Origin of the sequence: Streptomyces sp. NPDC055966 (genome assembly GCF_042269865.1) — a bacterium.
Classification (GTDB): Bacteria; Actinomycetota; Actinomycetes; order Streptomycetales; family Streptomycetaceae; genus Streptomyces.
The window spans coordinates 363,818-379,741 of the sequence record NZ_JBHJYK010000004.1 but is presented as its reverse complement, the minus strand read 5'-3'; the positions used below and the strand labels follow the sequence as shown (position 1 = coordinate 379,741).

At 73.8% G+C, this 15,924-nt stretch carries 8 protein-coding genes; 4 read left to right on the top strand and 4 right to left on the bottom strand.

From position 1 onward, the window contains the following. Positions 1-12 precede the first annotated feature (12 nt). Positions 13-1,248, top strand: a complete 1,236-nt coding sequence (locus tag ACFC8N_RS11455; protein ID WP_362822576.1) for a glycosyltransferase — start codon at positions 13-15, stop codon at positions 1,246-1,248. A 63-nt stretch (positions 1,249-1,311) separates the two neighbouring features. Here the strand turns inward: ACFC8N_RS11455 and ACFC8N_RS11450 are convergent, their stop codons facing one another. Then, the gene (locus tag ACFC8N_RS11450) at positions 1,312-2,640 is read right to left on the bottom strand and encodes a C1 family peptidase (protein ID WP_356026119.1); all 1,329 of its coding nucleotides are present in this window, start codon (positions 2,638-2,640) and stop codon (positions 1,312-1,314) included. 166 nt (positions 2,641-2,806) lie between these two features. On the opposite strand from ACFC8N_RS11450, the gene ACFC8N_RS11445 reads away from it, so the two are divergent. Further along, entirely contained in the window at positions 2,807-5,113 is a 2,307-nt protein-coding gene (locus tag ACFC8N_RS11445; protein WP_376287970.1) for an FdhF/YdeP family oxidoreductase, read from the top strand. 100 nt (positions 5,114-5,213) lie between these two features. Beyond that, on the top strand, positions 5,214-6,284 hold the full coding sequence (locus ACFC8N_RS11440; protein ID WP_376287969.1) for an LAETG motif-containing sortase-dependent surface protein: 1,071 nt from the start codon (positions 5,214-5,216) through the stop codon (positions 6,282-6,284). 59 nt (positions 6,285-6,343) lie between these two features. On the opposite strand, the gene ACFC8N_RS11435 is transcribed toward ACFC8N_RS11440, so the two are convergent. Next, positions 6,344-7,123 carry a VOC family protein gene (locus tag ACFC8N_RS11435; protein ID WP_356026111.1) on the bottom strand — a complete coding sequence of 260 codons (780 nt, stop codon included), beginning with the start codon at positions 7,121-7,123 and terminating at the stop codon, positions 6,344-6,346. Positions 7,124-7,417: 294 nt separating this feature from the next. Here ACFC8N_RS11435 and ACFC8N_RS11430 point away from each other — a divergent pair, with 294 nt between their 5' ends. Then, positions 7,418-8,290 (top strand): hypothetical protein, encoded by an 873-nt coding sequence (locus tag ACFC8N_RS11430; protein ID WP_376287968.1) that lies wholly within the window; start codon positions 7,418-7,420, stop codon positions 8,288-8,290. A 209-nt stretch (positions 8,291-8,499) separates the two neighbouring features. Here ACFC8N_RS11430 and ACFC8N_RS11425 read toward each other — a convergent pair whose 3' ends face one another. Next, entirely contained in the window at positions 8,500-13,329 is a 4,830-nt protein-coding gene (locus ACFC8N_RS11425) for a DNA repair ATPase (RefSeq protein ID WP_376287967.1), read from the bottom strand. Positions 13,330-13,470: 141 nt separating this feature from the next. Beyond that, complete coding sequence (locus ACFC8N_RS11420; RefSeq protein WP_376287966.1) at positions 13,471-15,747, bottom strand: flotillin family protein; 2,277 nt, start codon at positions 15,745-15,747, stop codon at positions 13,471-13,473. Positions 15,748-15,924 lie beyond the last annotated feature (177 nt).

Here is a 15,924-nt window from a genome sequence, read left to right as displayed (position 1 = left end):
CAGAATCGAGGTATGCGGGTTCTCGTCGTCACCGCCGGTTCGCGGGGGGACGTCGCGCCGTTCACGGGGCTGGGGCGGCGGCTGCTCGCGGCCGGGCACGAGGTCACCCTGGCCGCCCATGCCCCGTTCACGGCGCTGGTCGAGGCGTGCGGTCTGGCCTGCCGGGCGCTGCCGGGAGATCCGCAGGAGCTGATCCGCTCCCGGGACCGGACGGTCGCCCCGGCCGAGGCCCGGGCGGTGATGACGACGTTCCTGGACGACCTCGCCTCGGGCGTGGTGGACGCCGTGGCGGGCGGCGCCGATCTGCTGCTGACCGCCTTCGGCCCGTCGGCGTTCAGCCGGGCGGCGGGAGAGGCGTTCGGCGTCCCGGTGCTCGGCACGTATCTCGCCCCGGCCTTCGCCACCAGGGAGTTTCCACTGCCCGGCGCCGCGGCGGCCGACGCCGACCTGGGGCCGGAGGCCAACCTCGCCGCCGGCTGGGCGGTGCTCCGGCGCGGGGACCTGCTCTTCGCGGACGCCGCGGCCCGGCTGCGCGACCGCCTCGGCCTGCCCGCCGGACGACCGCCGGCACCGGGGCGGCCGTCGGCACCGCTCGCCCACCGGGGGCCGGTCCTGCACGGCTTCAGCCCGCTGGTGGTGCCGCGCCCCGCGGACTGGCCGTCCGGGGTCGGCGTAGCGGGCTACTGGTGGCCCGCCACGCCGCGGGACTGGCGGCCGCCCGCCGGACTGGTCGACTTCCTCCAGGCCGGCCCGGCCCCGGTGTTCGTCGGCTTCGGCAGCATGGCGCCCGGGGAGGGCGAGCGGCTCGGCGCCCTGGTGGCCGCCGCGGCGCGGCGGGCCGGGGTGCGCGCGGTGGTGCAGGCGGAGTGGGCCGGGCCGAGCGGAGCGGGCGACGACGTCCTGGCCGTCGGCGACCTGCCCCACGACTGGCTGTTCCCCCGCACGGCCGCCGTGGTCCACCACGCCGGGGCGGGCACCACGGGAGCCGGGCTGCGGGCCGGGGTCCCCGCCGTACCGGTCCCGTTCATGGCGGACCAGCCGTTCTGGGCCGCGCGCCTGCACCGGCTGGGCGTCGCCCCCCGGCCGCTGCCGTACCCCGACCTCACCGCCGAGAGCCTGGCCGCCGCGATCACGGCGGCCGCCGCCGAGCCGCTCCGCCACCGCGCGGCGGCCATCGCCCGCCTGATGGCGACGGAGGACGGCGCCGGCGCGGTCCTGACCCGCATCTCCGAGGGCTTCGCCCCTTGACCTCCGTGACCGAAAGGCGCCCCCCGTTCCGCGAACGGCGCCCCTCGGTCGGCCCGCGCGGTGTCAGTCGGCCAGGGCGCCCATCGGGTCCCAGGCGGGGAGGACGATCGGGGGCTCGTCCAGGGCGGCGGCCAGGTGCGGGGGCAGGGCGGAGCGGCGGGCCGCGATCTCGAAGACGTGCTCGTCGAACCACGAGTCGTTCATGGTCCAAAAGCCCCGGTCGGCCTTCTCCTCGCCCCAGCTGTTCTCCACCCGCCAGCGGCGCGGGCCGCCGTCCACCACGTCGACGCCGGTGAACAGCATCGCGTGGGTCATCTGCGTGTCGTGGTGCAGCAGCCGGTCGGCCTTGTCCATGGTGAACGGGGCGTCGTAGACCGCCGCGTAGTCGAAGAGGGCGGCGTCCCAGACGCCCGCGTCCGAGCGCATCATCTTGGCCACGTCGCAGCCGAACCACACCGGCTCGCCGCCGGTGATCGACTCCATGGCCAGCCGCTTCAGCAGCTCCATCCCGACATTGAGATAGACCACCGGCGGGCCGTCCACGACATTGCCGAGGTACTCGACGGTGAACGTACGGCCGACCGGGCTCGACGCGCGCGGGTCATGCACCAGGCAGACGTACTCCTCCAGCGGGAGGTCCACGTAGGAGGCGGCGAACTCGGCCGGGGTGAGCCAGCCGTCGCGGTGGAACTCCTTGTCCTTGTCCTCCCACTGCCACAGGAACCGCTGCGGGGGCGTGCCGAGGTGGATGCCGAGCACGCGGTGGACGGCGGCCAGCACCTCCCGCTTGAGCTCCCGCTGCGCCTCGGCCCCCTCGCCGGCCTGCCCGCGCAGATCACGGGCGCCCTGGCGGAGCAGGGTCTTCAGGGCCCGGTTCATCGCCCGGGTCGCCGAGGAGCTGTCGGTCTCCGGCATGGCCGACTTGGGCACCAGGCCGTGCTTGGCGATCAGCGCCACGAACATGTTCCACTGTCCGCCGTCGCTGATCGGGTCCTCCAGCAGGTGCGCGACCGTACGGTCGTCGACCTCCCGGTCCGAGGTCTCGATGACCGCCTCCAGGAAGTGGTTCGCGCGCTCGAACTTGTCCCACCAGAGCAGGTAGTTCTGGGAGAACTCGAAGTCCTTCACGCCCAGCTTCCGCGCGGCGCCGACCCGCAGCAGATTGAGCCCGGCGAACATCCAACAGCGGCCGCTCTGCTTCTGGTTGGTGGCTTTCCAGTCGTCCAGGTGGTGGGAGACGGAGTGGTCGATGCCGGTCAGGATCCGCCGGTCCAGGGCGACGTCGTCCACCGGCGTCTGGGTGACGGCGTTCTGCATCAGCCGGTTCACCGGCCGGGCGGCGAACTCCTTGTCGAAGGACTCAAGTTGATCCGGGGTCAGGCTGCGGTCCATGCTCCTCACCGTCGCACGGCCGTTCACCCGCAGTCAACGGAACGTCGAACACCGGACGACAACACGTGACGACCATGATCGACATGTGAGGTGTGTCACACTTCACAGGGGGGAGGGAAAGGCAGGGAGAGAGGGAAAGGGGGAGCGGGGGAAGGAAGAGGCGGTCATGGCGGAGCAGCCCCGGCGACCGGCCGACCCCGGTGGCACCCACGTCTCGGGTCCCCGCACATCCAGCGTCGGCCTCCCCAGCATCACCGAGTCCGCGCGCTACACGCTCACGGAGATGGGGCCGAGGCGCGGCCTGTTGACGCTGCTGTCGGTGAACCACGTCGACGGCTTCGACTGCCCGAGCTGCGCCTGGGGCGAACCGGCCCCCGGGCACCGCAAGACGGCGGAGTTCTGCGAGAACGGCGTCAAGGCCGTCGCCTGGGAGGCGACGCGCAAGCGGGTCGACGCCACCTTCTTCGCCGCGCACTCCGTCGCCGAGCTGCGCGAGCGCGACGGCCACTGGCTGGAGTCGCAGGGCCGGCTCGCCCAGCCGATGCACCTCGCCCCCGGCGCCACCCACTACACCCCCATCACCTGGGACGACGCCCTCGCGCTCGCCGCCGCCCGGCTCCGCGACCTGCCCGATCCGAACCGCGCCGTCTTCTACACCAGCGGCCGTACGAGCAACGAGGCGGCCTTCCTCCACCAGCTGCTGGCGCGCCGCCTCGGCACCAACAACCTGCCGGACTGCTCCAACATGTGCCACGAGTCCAGCGGCGCGGCCCTGAAGGAGACGCTCGGCGTCGGCAAGGGCCTGATCGCGTACGACGACATCACCGAACACGCCGACCTGATCATCGTCGTGGGCCAGAACCCGGGCACCTGCCACCCCCGCATGCTCACCGCGCTGGAGGCGGCCAAGCGGCGCGGCGCCCGCATCATCGCCGCCAACCCGCTGCCCGAGGCCGGCTTCGGCCGCTTCCACAACCCGCAGACCGCGCGCGGACTGCTCGGCCCCGGCACCCGGCTCGCCGACCGCTGGCTCCCGGTGCGCGTCAACGGCGACCTCGCCCTGTTCGCGGGCCTGAACCGCGCCCTGACCGACCGGGAGGACGCCCGCCCCGGCACCGTGTTCGACCACGACTTCATCGACCGGTACTGCGAGGGCTTCGGGGCCGCCGTCGCGGCCTGGCGGGCCCTGGACTGGTCCCGGATCGAGGCGCTCAGCGGACTGTCCCGCACCCGTATCGAGGCCTGCGCGGACGACGTGCTCCGCGCGGACCGGGTGATCGTCTGCTGGGCGATGGGCCTGACCCAGCACCGCAACGCGGTGGCGACCATCCGCGAGATCGTCGACTTCCTGCTGCTGCGCGGCAACATCGGCCGCCCCGGCGCCGGGCCCGCCCCGATCCGCGGGCACAGCAACGTCCAGGGCGACCGCACCATGGGCATCTGGGAGCGGATGCCGGACGCGTTCCTCGACCGGCTCGGCGAGGAGTTCGGCTTCGACCCGCCCCGCGCCCGCGGCCTGGACACCGTCGACGCGATCAGAGCCATGCGCGACGGCGAGGTCGACGTCTTCGTCGGCCTCGGCGGCAACTTCGCCTCGGCCACTCCCGACACACCGGTCACCGAGGCAGCACTCGCCAACTGCGGCCTCACCGTGCACATCGCGACCAAACTGAACCGGTCCCACCTCTGCCACGGCACCGAGGCCCTGCTCCTGCCCTGCCTCGGCCGCACCGAGCGCGACCGGCAGGCGTCCGGCGAACAGTTCGTCACCGTCGAGGACACCATGGCGATGGTGCACGCCTCACGCGGCCGGCTCCGGCCCGGCTCCCCGCACCTGCGCAGCGAGGTCGCGATCGTCGCCGGCCTCGGCCTCGCGCTCTTCGGCGACGGCCTGGGCTGGCGGGCCATGCGCGACGACTACGCCGTGATCCGCCGTCACATCGAACACGTCGTCCCCGGCTTCCACGCCTTCGAGCAGCGCGTCCGGCAGCCCGGCGGCTTCATGCTGCCCCGCGCGCCCCGCGACTCCCGCACCTTCCCCACCGCCACCGGCAAGGCCCGCTTCACCGTCAACCCGCCGACGGCGGCCGACGTCCCGCCCGGCCATCTGCTGCTGACGACGGTGCGCTCGCACGACCAGTTCAACACCACGGTCTACGGCCTGGACGACCGTTACCGCGGCATCTCCGGAGGCCGCCGCGTCGTCTTCCTCAACCCCGACGACCTACGCCAACTGCGCCTGAAAGACGGGGACTTGGTCGACCTGATCAGCGTCAACCCCGACGGCGAACGCCGCGCCCCCGGCTTCCGCGCCGTCCGCTACCCGACCCCGCGCGGCTGCGCGGCCGCCTACTACCCCGAGACCAACGTCCTGGTCGCCCTGGACGCCACGGCCATCGCGAGCAACACCCCGGCCTCGAAGTCGATCGTCATCCGCGTCGAGCCCGCCGCACACCGGGAGCCTGGAACGTGACCCACGTCACATAAGGATCCCATGAGGCCTTGGGCAACTCTTTACGGTCGGCGAAGGTCATCTCTGCGCACACACCGCTCACTCCTGCCCTGAGGTTCGCATGAAGCTTCGCCGTTCCCTCGCCCTCGCCGCCGCGACGGCCGCCCTCGCCCCGGCCGTCCTGCTCACGGCCCCGCTCGCCCACGCCGCCGACGGCGACACTCCGACGACGCCCACGGCCTCCGAGACGACTCCCACCCAGGACGAGTCCACGCCCGCCGCGGACGAGACCACCCCCGCCGCCGGCGACACGACGCCGGCGCCGGCGGAGTCCAGACCCGCGGGCGAGGAGAGCAGCCCGGCGGCCGGCGCGTCGACCCCGGCCGCCGGCCAGTCCGCCCCGGCGTCCTCCGCCTCGCCCCAGCCCACCGCCTCGCTGTCGGCCTCCGCCTCGGCCTCGCCCTCCCCGTCGGCCTCCGGCTTCCCGGGCCAGTGCGCCGACAGCGACGAGCCGAAGTACGACGACAACCTGCACACCACCCTGAGCGGCCTGCCCTCGCGGATCGTCGCCGGCAGCGGCTTCCACGGCTTCAAGCTGAACGTGAAGAACACCGGCGGCCACGCCTACCCGCGCGTCGACCTCGGGGTGTTCGCCGCCCAGACGAACGACACCGACTACTTCGTCGACACCAGCCACCTCACGCTCCAGTACCAGGACCCGTCCTCCCGCAAGTGGATCGGCATCTCCCTGGACGAGAACGACGCGGGCGCCGGCTACCTCGGCTACACCGGCGTCAAGGCCAAGGAGTCGTTCTCCGTCAACCTGCGGGTGAGCGTCGACAGGACCGCCCCGGCCGGCCTCGGCTACGCCATCAGCATCGGCATGTACGCCGACGACCAGGGCAACTGCGTCTTCTCCAGCGACGACAGCTTCTACCAGTTCGACATCCTCAAGGCCGGCTCCGCGCCCGGCCACCCCGGTGACGCCAAGCCGCAGGGCGGCAAGAAGCCGCTGCCGAAGCAGCCCACCGGCAACACCCGGATCGAGCCCCAGGGCCACCTCGCCGAGACCGGCTCCAGCTCCGCGCTGCCGGTGCTCGCCCTCGCGGGCGGCGCCGCGGTCGCGCTCGGCGCGGGCGCCGTGTTCGTCGTACGCCGCCGCAGGAACGCGGGCCCGGACGCCACCGTCTGACCGGGACGTACCGGAACCGGACGTACCGAACCAGGGCAGGCGGCGGCGCGGCTGCTCCGCTACTGCGCTGCCGCCTGGCGCGGGTTCGGCTTCAGGACGGCGAAGACCGCGCCCGCCGGATCCGTCAGCCAGGCCACGCGGCCGACGTCGGGGATGTCCGACGGCGGCATCAGGACGGTGCCGCCGTTGCCCCGGACGGCGTCGGCGGTCGCGTCCGCGTCGGACACCGCGAAGTACGGCACCCAGCGCGCCTCCTGGCCCTCCTGGAGCGGGGCCACGCCGCCGAAGGCACCCTCCTGCTGGTCCCCGTCGGCGATGCTGAGCACGCGGTACGTCATGCCCGGCGCCGACATCTCCGCCGCACGCCAGCCGAAGAGCCGCCGGTAGAAGGCGAGGGCGGCCTCCGGGTCGGGGACGTGCAGTTCCACCCACACCAGCGTGTTGTCCTGCGACACCCGCTGCAGCCCCGTACCGGACTGGATCACGGCGAACTCGGCGCCCTGGGGGTCGGTGAGCTGCGCCATGGAGGCCTCGCCCATGGTGATGGGCTCGACGCGCACCGCACCGCCGGCCGCGGTCACGGCGTCGACGGTGGCCCGGATGCCGTCGGTCCGGAAGTACGTCACCCAGGCGGGTTCCGCGCTCTCCTCGGTGAGCCGGCCCGCGGCGGCCACCGTCGCGCCGTCCTGCTGGAAGAAGCCGTAACCGCCGGTGTCGGGGCCGGCGGAGGTGAAGTGCCAGCCGAAGACGGCGCCGTAGAAGGCGGCGGTCCGGTCGAGGTCGGGACTGCCGAGGTCGAGCCAGACGGGTGACCCGGTGCGGAAGTCTGTGCCGAGCATGCGTTTCCTCCTGCCGATCCGGTGCGGAGCCGCCCGCCACTATGCCCACCGTCACGGGACGGGACGGCGCACCGACCGGGGCGGCCGACGGGTTTCACCCGGGTGCCGAGTGCCGACGGCGGACCGGACCGTGGCACATGCCTTCGGCGAAGAATCTGCGCAGGAGTGCCACACCGGCTGCACACAGCGTTTCGAAAGTCTCGTTAGCGTGTTGGGTCGCTCGATCTCCCGTACGAGCGTGACCAGGCCGTGGTCCCGGTGACCGACGGCGCAGTCAATCCAGGAAGACCGCAGATGGACTACTGCTCCTCGTGCCGCCGGCACCTCAACGGTGCCCTGGTCTGTCCCGGGTGCGGCGCCTACGCCCCGGACATCGCCCCGCCCGGCACCGACGGGTACTCCGGCGCGAACGCCACCGGCACCGCCTCTCCCCACATACCCTCCACCACACCTGCACCGGCACCGGCACTCGACGACATCGCCTGGTACGACGGCGTGCCGGCCGCCGACCCGGCCGAGTACGGCGCCGAGGCCGCGGCCGGTGCGGCCGACGTCACGGACGCGCCCCGGGCCCCGCAGGGACGGGCGGCCCGGCGGCGGCAGCTCGCCCGCTGGAAGAAGAGCCAGCGCCGGGCCGTGGTGGCGACCGCCGTGGCACTCGTCGGGGGCGGTCTCGCCTTCTCCTCGATGGACCGCGGCTCCGGCGACCGCGCCCAGGCGGCCACCGCCCCGGACAACCGCAGCATGGGCCTCGGCGAGGAGCAGCCCGCCTCGCCCGGCCAGCCGCCCGCCACGCCGACCCCGTCCGCCCCACGGCACGCGGCGCCCAGCACATCCGGCACACCCACCGGTTCCACGGACCGGACCCCGGCCGGTTACAGCTACGTACCCCAGCAGCAGTCCCACACCTCCACCCCCCACACCGCACGATCGGCGACCCGCCCGGACAGCGTCCCCACGACACCCCGCCCGACGGGTACGTCGACCCCGAGCACCGGCACCTCCACCAACTCCTCTACGGGAACAGGGAGTTCAACGGCTTCGACGCCGCCCCCGGCGCCCGGCACGAGCACCTCCTCAGGCTCCTCTTCCTCTCCTTCGTCCCCTTCCTCCTCTTCCTCCTCCAACCAGCTCTGCCTGGTCGTGATCTGCCTCGGCGGATCCTGACCCGCCACGGCCCTTCCATGGGCCTGGCCCTCGTCGGCGGGCCCGCCGGCGGGGCCGTGCTCCTCGGGGCCACCGGCGCGCTGCTGCGGCGCCGGGCCGGGCTGTGGGCGGCGAGCGGTGCGTTGCTGGGCACGCTGGTGATTGTGGTGCGTCGCCCTCCACACCCTGGGAGAAGGTTTCCAGCACTCGAACGTCGACTTCTGACCGCATCAGCGGTCGCCGTCGCCACCCCGCACCCGCGTGATCGCCGACTCCACCGCCGCCACCCGGTCCGCCAGCAGGCCGAGGGCGGCGACGGCGCGGGTCAGGGGGTCGTCCTCGGGGCCGCCGAGTGCGTGGGCGCGGATGTGGGCGGACTTCACCTCGGCCCAGCGGGCGGACTGCTCCTCGTTCAGTTCGCCGCGCAGCTCCGCCAGTTTCAGCAGGTTGGCCTCGGCGCCCGTGGTGAGGGTCTGGGCCTCGGCCGTGTAGTGGTCGTGGACGACGGCCTCGCGCTCGGTGTCGTTCATGACCGGGCGCAGCCGCTGGGCGATCCTGTTCATGTCGCGGTAGGAACCCTGGAGGCGGAACGGGGGTTCCGTGCGGGCGGCCTCGGACTGGGCGGCGGAGGCGATGTAGGCCGCGTTGACCCGCAGGACCGTCTCGCGGACCACGACGGCGTGGCGCAACACCCCGACGACGCGGTCGAGTTCGGCCGGTGAGAGCGGTGGGGTGAGGTGGTCGGCGCGGGCCGTCGGGTCGCCGGACGCCAGCCGGACCAGTTGGTCCAGGTCGGCCCGGTCGCGGGCGGCGAGCGGGGCGAGGACCGGGTTGGCGGTGAGGGCGTTCTCCAGGAAGCTGAGCGCGAAGACGTCCTCCTTGCCGGTGAGGACGTCGCCGAGGTTCCACACGTCGGCCCGGTTGGCGAGCATGTCGGGGATGCGGAAGCGCTCGCCGGACTCGGTGTACGGGTTGCCGGCCATGCACACCGCGAACCGCTTGCCGCGCAGGTCGTAGGTGCGCGGCTCGCCGTCCCGGACGCCGTCCACCCGGCGCGTCGCGTCGCACAGCGGGATGAACTTCTGCAGCAGCTCGGGCGAGGTGTGCTGGATGTCGTCCACATACAGGAGCGTGTTGTTGCCGGCCGCCAGCGCGAAGTTGATCTTCTCGATCTCGTGCCGGGCCATCGCGTTCGGGGCGTCGGCCGGGTCCAGCGAGGTGACGTCGTGGCCGAGTGCCGGGCCGCTGACCTTGACCAGCATCAGGCCGAGCCGGTCGGCGACGTACTCCATGAGCGTCGTCTTGCCGTAGCCGGGCGGGGAGACGAGCAGGAGCAGGCCGCCGGTGTCGGTGCGCTTCGTCTCGCCGGTGGTGCCGAGCTGGCGGGCCAGGCTGTCGCCGATCAGGGGGAGGTACACCTCGTCGACCAGGCGGCCCCGGACGAACGCCGACATCACGCGGGGGCGGTGGTCGTCCAGGCGGAGCCGGTCGCGTTCGGCCGCCACCAGGGCCGTACGACGGCGCTGGTAGGCGCGGAAGGCGGGGACGTCCGTGGCGGTGAAGCGGGTCGTGCGGGAGAGGAACTCGTCGATGCGAAGGGTCAGTTGGCCGGCGATGACGCGCGGGTGCGTGCCCAGCAGGCCGTCCGCCGTGGCCGTGAGCGGGGCGTCGCCGTCGTAGCGGGGCAGGGCGGGGCACAGCTCGGCGGCCACCGCCTCCGCCAGTTCGCCGGGGCCGGTCTCGGTGCCGGTCGCGGCGGCGTACGCGCCGAGCCAGGCCGCGACCACCTGCCGGCGGGCGGCGAGCTCCGTCAGCCCCTCCAGATCGGCACGGTAACTCCCGTCCGTGTGGCGGAACTTCTCCAGCAGGGTGCGCGCCACCGTCCCGAGCACGAAGCCCTCCGGGCCACAGGTCAGCTCCTCGAAGAGGTACGCGGCGGCCGGGCCGGCGGGCCCGGAGCGGTCCCACTCCCCGATCGCCGCCGCCAGCTCCCCCTCCAGCTCGCCGACGGCCGGTACGGCGCCGAAGGTGTCCCGGGCGCGGGCCAGCGACACCGCCCGCCGGGTCCAGGCCGTGCGGGCCTCCTCCGACGTGCCGTGCGCCCAGAACAGCTGGGCGGCGGCCCGGGCGGCCGGCTCGTGGCGCAGGGTCCCGGCGCCCTCGTACAGGGGCAGCAGCGCACGCAGCAGGACCGTCGCGTCGTGGTCGTGGACGCCGCGCTCGTACCCCTCGTCGTACGACTCCTGCGCCGCCCGGCGCACCAGGTCCGGCAGGTCGTCGGCGGCGGCGAGGGCGGCCGGGCCGTGCTCGGCGAGCAGGCGGGCGGCCAGGTGCTCGGCGCGGTACACCTCCGGTGACTCGGAGGGCAGATGGCGCTCCCAGTAGGGGCGGTACGCCGCGAAGTCGGGGTCGGTGACCGGGGCGCGGTAGTCCGTGCCGGTCACCGCGAAGGCGAGGGCGTCGCCGTGCGGGACGAGGGTGAGGTCGAGGGGCTGGGTGTTGACGGCGAAGCGGTGGCCGCCGAGCAGCAGGGTGCGGCCGTCGTCCGCGTACAGGTCGGCGCGGTCGCGCAGGGCGCGGGCCGCCTCCTGGCGGGCGGACTTCAGGCGCCCGTCCAGCTCCTCGGCGCGCACGCTGTCGCCGAGGTCGCGCAGTTCGCCGGCGGTGCGGCGGACCTTGCCGACCAGCGGGTCGGAGGCGAAGTAGGTGGTGACCGCCTCCGTGTCGGCCAGCGTGGCCGCGCGGCGGGCGATGGTCTCCAGCATGCGCCCGGCGGAGACGGCGAGCTGTTCGGCGCGGCGGGCGCGGGCGTCGGCGAGGGACTGTTTGCGCGCGGCGAAGGCCTCGTAGACCTCGGCGCGCCGGGCGGCCAGTTCGGCGAGGAAGTCGTCGAACTCGGCGAACCGGCCGTCCAGGTCCTCCAACCGGCCGAGGACGGCGGTGAGTTGGTCGTCGCACTCCTGCGGGGTGGCGCAGACCCCGAGCGCGGCGGTGACGGCCTGGGCGAGCAGGGCGGTCTCGGCGGCGAACTCGGCACGCCCCTCGCTGTCCTGGAGGGCGCGGCGGCGGGCGTCGAGGGTGGCCCGGGCGCGGTTGACGCCGCCCAGCACGTCGGCGATCCGCTCCAGCACGGCGGTGCGGACGGTGGCGTCGGCGATGTCGAGGCCGGTGACGACCTCGGTGACCGTGCGCAGCCCGTCGGCGAGGTCGTCGAGGCGGGCGGCGACGGGTGCGGCCGCGGCGACGGTCGGGGCGGCCGCCGCGTCGGCGACGAGCCGCTCGACCTCCGCCCGCTGCCCGGTGAAGGCGTCCTCGCGGGCCAGGAACGACACCGCGCGCCGGCCGAACGCGGCGAGGTCGTCCTCGGCCGCGGACGCCAGTTCCGCCAGCCGGTCGGCGTCGACGTGCCGCAGTTCCCGCAGGGTGAGCAGGTGGCCGTGCGCGTGGCGCAGTTCGGTCAGCCCGCGCACCCAGGCGGCGGCCTCGCGCGGGGCCTCGCCGCGCAGCCGGCGCACGACGGCGGCGATCCGCTCGGCGGACTCGTCCAGCGCCTCGGCGGCCTGCCGGGTCAGCTCCCGCACCGTCTCGAACTCGGCCAGCACCTGCTCGGCGGTGCCCCGGACGTCTTCCAACGGACCGGCCAGCTCGCCGAGTTCGGGATCGGTGAGCCAGTGGTGGGTGTCGGCGGCGCGCACGCAGGCGGCGGCCAGCGCCCGGTAGCCCGCGCCGGTCTCGATCCCGTCGGCGACCAGCCGGGCCACCGACAGACAGTCGGCGAGCCCGCGCACGAGGTCGGCGTTGCCGACGCGGGCGAGCGGCCCGGTGCCGGTGCGCAGGGCGGCGGCGTGGGTGTCGGAGACGTACGGCGAGGTCCACCACTGGAGGGGGTGGGTGTGCGCGGGTTCGTCGCCGCCCGTGCGCAGCACGGCGAGCGCGCCGTCGGCGAACAGCGCCCAGCCCCGGCACGGCAGCGGCGTCTCCACCTCCTTGCGCAGGGTGTTGTACGGCAGCAGCAGCGTGCGGCCGCCCGCCCGGTCGCGGAAGGCGTACAGCACGTCCTCGCCGTTCGGCGCGCGCACCTCGTGCTCGAACTCCAGCCCCTGCACGTCGAGTTCGTACGTCTTGTGGCCGCCGCCGGCCAGGCAGTAGCCGCCCGGGAAGACGATGCCCTGCTCCTCGGGGAGCCGGCGGCACGCCTGCCCGATGCCGTCGAGGCGGACCACCGTACGGGTCAGGGTGTCGAAGACCAGGTGCCGGTCGGCGTCCTCCTTGTACGGCCGCACGCGCAGCAGCACCAGCGGGCCGGCCTGGGCGTGCGCGACGGCCGCGTCGGCGAGGGACTGGAGCGGTTCCCGCACCGGCTCGGTGTGCAGCGTCTCCCCGTCCGGGGTGCGCACGACGAGGGCGCCGCCGACGGTCGTGACCCCGAGGCCGCCGGGGACGGCCACGTAGGGGTCGCGGCCGAGGACGTGGTCCTCGCGGGTGGTCTCCGTCCAGGTGACGTCCTGGCCGGGCGGGAAGACGTCGTCGCGGTCGCCGCGCGCGTCGAGGAACGCCGCCCGGCCGTCGTCGGCCACGCTCCAGCGCAGGACGCGCACGTCGTCGGCCTTCTCGCCGGTGCGGAACACCGCGAGGAGCCGGCCCCCGACCCGGCGCAGCCGCAGCAGGCGGGCCTCGCGGTAGTAGCGGTGCAGGGCGGTGAACTCCCGTACGAACGCCGGGTCGTCGAGCAGCCCGGGCACGGCGTCCTGCGGCAGGCGCTCGCCGGAGCGGTCGTACAGCCCGAGGACGTCGGCGACGGACACCTCGGTGCCGTCGGCCGGCCGGCCGGTGCCACCGAAGAGGAGGACGTCGCCGACGGCCACGATGTCGCTCGGCACGCACGGGTGGCCGGTGCCGAGGCGGGCGGTGGTCGCCAGCCCGACCCGGGCCGAGCCGAACTCGTCGGCTCGGCGGGTGTTCAGCGTTTCTGCCCTGCGGGCCAGCTCGGCGGCGTGGGCGGTGAGGCGGGCGCGGAGGAGGTCGTAGGTGCCGGCGTCGACCTCCGGAGCGGTGGCCATGGCGGATGTTTTCCCTTCGGGACCGTGCGACTACGAACTCGGTGCTGCGGGTCGCGTGCCGGGTGCGGGTCGTGGTGGGCTGATCGCGCCCACGCGGCGGAGCCGCATGTCGATACGGCCCCGCGCCCCTTCGGGGGCGCTTCAGTTCAGGGCGCTTTTTCCGTTCAAGGCGCTCAACGGCGTCTCCGCCAGACCCAGTTCGCCGGCCTTCTCCAGGAGTTTCTGGATGTCGGCCGACCGGGATCCTCCGCCGTTCATCAGCTTCATCAGCAGCGCCGACACCGTCAGGTTCTGCACGTCCGCCGTGCCCACGGATCCCAGGATCCGGCTCAGGTCGTCCGTGAAGCTGGCCGAGCCGTCCAGCCAGGGGCCCGCCAGGGCCTGTGCCGTACGGGAGTTGTCCACGAAGCCGTCCACGCCCTTGCCGAGCGCGACCGAGGACACCAGCCGGTCGAAGAAGACGGACTCCCCGCCGACGATGTCGATGTCGGCGTTCTCCAGCCCGGTCGCGAGGACGGCCGCCTGCGCCTCGGCGACCTGCCGCTGGGTCTCCAGGCCGGCCAGCCGGATCTCCTTCTCCGCCTGGAGCCGCAGCCGGTACTCCTCGTGCCCGCGCGAGGCGTCGTCCAACGCGGCCATCGCGGCGGCCTTCTCGGTGAGGCCCTCGGCCTCGGCCTTCAGCTTCTCGCCGATGGCGGCGGCCTCCGCGAGCGCCCTCGCCTTGGCGCCCTCCGCCTCGGCCAGGCCCTTGGCCCGCACGCCCTCGGCCTCGGCCCGCAGCCGCGCCTCGGTGGCCTGCGCCGCCGCCTGCGCGCCCTGGGCCTCCGCGAGCCCCCTGGCCCGCGCACCCTCCGCCTCGGCCTTCAGCCGGGCCGAGGTGGCCTCCGCCGCGGCCCGCGCCGCCTCGGCCTCCGCGAGCCCCTTCGCCCGCGCGCCCTCGGCCTCGGCGAGCGCCCTGGCCTGGGTGCCCTCGGCCTCGGCGCGCAGCCGGGCCTCCGTGGCCTCCGCCTCCGCGCGCCCCGCCTTGACCGTGACCTCGGCCTCCTTGTCGCGGACCTGGACGGCGGCCAGTCCCTCGGCGGCGGCCTCCGCCTGGACGCCCTCGGCGAGCCGAAGCTTGGCGCGGGCGTCGAGGTCGGCGGTCTTCAACCGGGCCTCGGCCAGGGTGAGTTCCTCGCCGGCGCGGTGCGTGGCCGCCTGTTCCGCCGCCTCCGCCGCCTTGATGTCCTTGACCAGCTTCTCCTGCGCCTCCGCCTCGGCGGCGATGACGAGGGCCTGCCGCTCGCGCTCGGCCTCCTCGACCACGCGGAGCTTCTTGATGGACTCCTCCTGCTCGGCGACCGTACGGTCCACCGCGACCCGCTCCCGGATGACCTCGGCGATCTCCCGCTTCTCCGCCTCGACCTCCTTCTCTGCGGAGATCTTCGTCAGCTGGGTCTCCCGCTCCCGGGCGATGACCTCCAGCAGCCGGTCCTTCTCGATGCGCTCGTTCTCGACGGCGATGACCCGCTCGCGGTTCTTCGCGGCGACGGCGATCTCCCGGGCCTGGTTCTCGCGCTGCACGCCGAGCTGTTCCTCGGTGCGCAGGAAGGCGCCCTGGGCGCGCAGCCGTTCCTCCTCCACCACGTGGGCGGTCTCGGCCTCCTCGCGGGCGCGGGACGTCTCGATCTCCCGCTTCTGCTTGATCTCGGCGTCCGCCTGCCGGCGCTCCAGCTCCAGGATGGTCTCGCGCGCGTCGACGTTCTGCCGGGTGATCTCCTTCTGCTCGGTGCGCTGGGCCTCGTTGGTGCGCACGTGCTCGATCGCCGTCAGCTCGGTGATCTTGCGGATGCCCTGGGCGTCGAGGACGTTGGCGGGGTCGAGCTGGGTGAGCGGGGTCTGCTCCAGGTAGTCGATCGCGGCGTCCTCAAGGTGGTAGCCGTTGAGGTCGATGCCGATCAACTCGATGACGTGGTACCGGAGTTCCTCGCGCTTGGTGTAGAGGTCGGTGAAGTCCAGCTGCTTGCCGACGGTCTTCAGCGCCTCGGAGAACTTCGCGTGGAACAGCTCCTGGAGGGTGTCCTGGTGGCTGGCGCGTTCGGTGCCGACGGTCTGGGCGACCTTGATGACGTCCTCGACGGTCTTGTTGACCTTCACGAAGAACAGGATCCGGATGTCGGCGCGGATGTTGTCCCGGCAGATCAGCCCGTCCCGGCCGGCGCGGCTGATCTCGATCGTCTTCACCGAGATGTCCATGACCTCGGCCTTGTGCAGGATCGGCAGCACGACCTGGCCGGTGAAGGACACGTCCACCCGGCGCGTCTTCGACACGATCAGGGCCTGGCTCTGGTCGACCTTGCGGTACAGCCGCGAGAACCCGAACACCGCGAGCACCACGACGACGAGACAGACGGCGGCGAGCACGCCGAGGGCTTCCATGGCATACGTCCTTGCCTCAGACGACAGATCGGAGCCCCTGGCAGTCGCAGTTCCCGGTGCCGGACCTCGGCACGCATACCGGCGTCCGGCACCGGAAACCCCCCGTAGTGCTCCCCACCGGCAATGGTGCGACGGGGCGCGTGCCGGCGCATTGCCGGTTTCCGGCAGTGTTCACTA

Bases quoted from the DNA above. Each gene is read 5' to 3' on its own strand.
- ACFC8N_RS11455 (WP_362822576.1), top strand. From the start codon at position 13: ATGCGGGTTCTCGTCGTCACCGCCGGTTCGCGGGGGGACGTCGCGCCG.
- ACFC8N_RS11450 (WP_356026119.1), bottom strand. From the start codon at position 2,640: ATGGACCGCAGCCTGACCCCGGATCAACTTGAGTCCTTCGACAAGGAG.
- ACFC8N_RS11445 (WP_376287970.1), top strand. From the start codon at position 2,807: ATGGCGGAGCAGCCCCGGCGACCGGCCGACCCCGGTGGCACCCACGTC.
- ACFC8N_RS11440 (WP_376287969.1), top strand. From the start codon at position 5,214: ATGAAGCTTCGCCGTTCCCTCGCCCTCGCCGCCGCGACGGCCGCCCTC.
- ACFC8N_RS11435 (WP_356026111.1), bottom strand. From the start codon at position 7,123: ATGCTCGGCACAGACTTCCGCACCGGGTCACCCGTCTGGCTCGACCTC.
- ACFC8N_RS11430 (WP_376287968.1), top strand. From the start codon at position 7,418: ATGGACTACTGCTCCTCGTGCCGCCGGCACCTCAACGGTGCCCTGGTC.
- ACFC8N_RS11425 (WP_376287967.1), bottom strand. From the start codon at position 13,329: ATGGCCACCGCTCCGGAGGTCGACGCCGGCACCTACGACCTCCTCCGC.
- ACFC8N_RS11420 (WP_376287966.1), bottom strand. From the start codon at position 15,747: ATGGAAGCCCTCGGCGTGCTCGCCGCCGTCTGTCTCGTCGTCGTGGTG.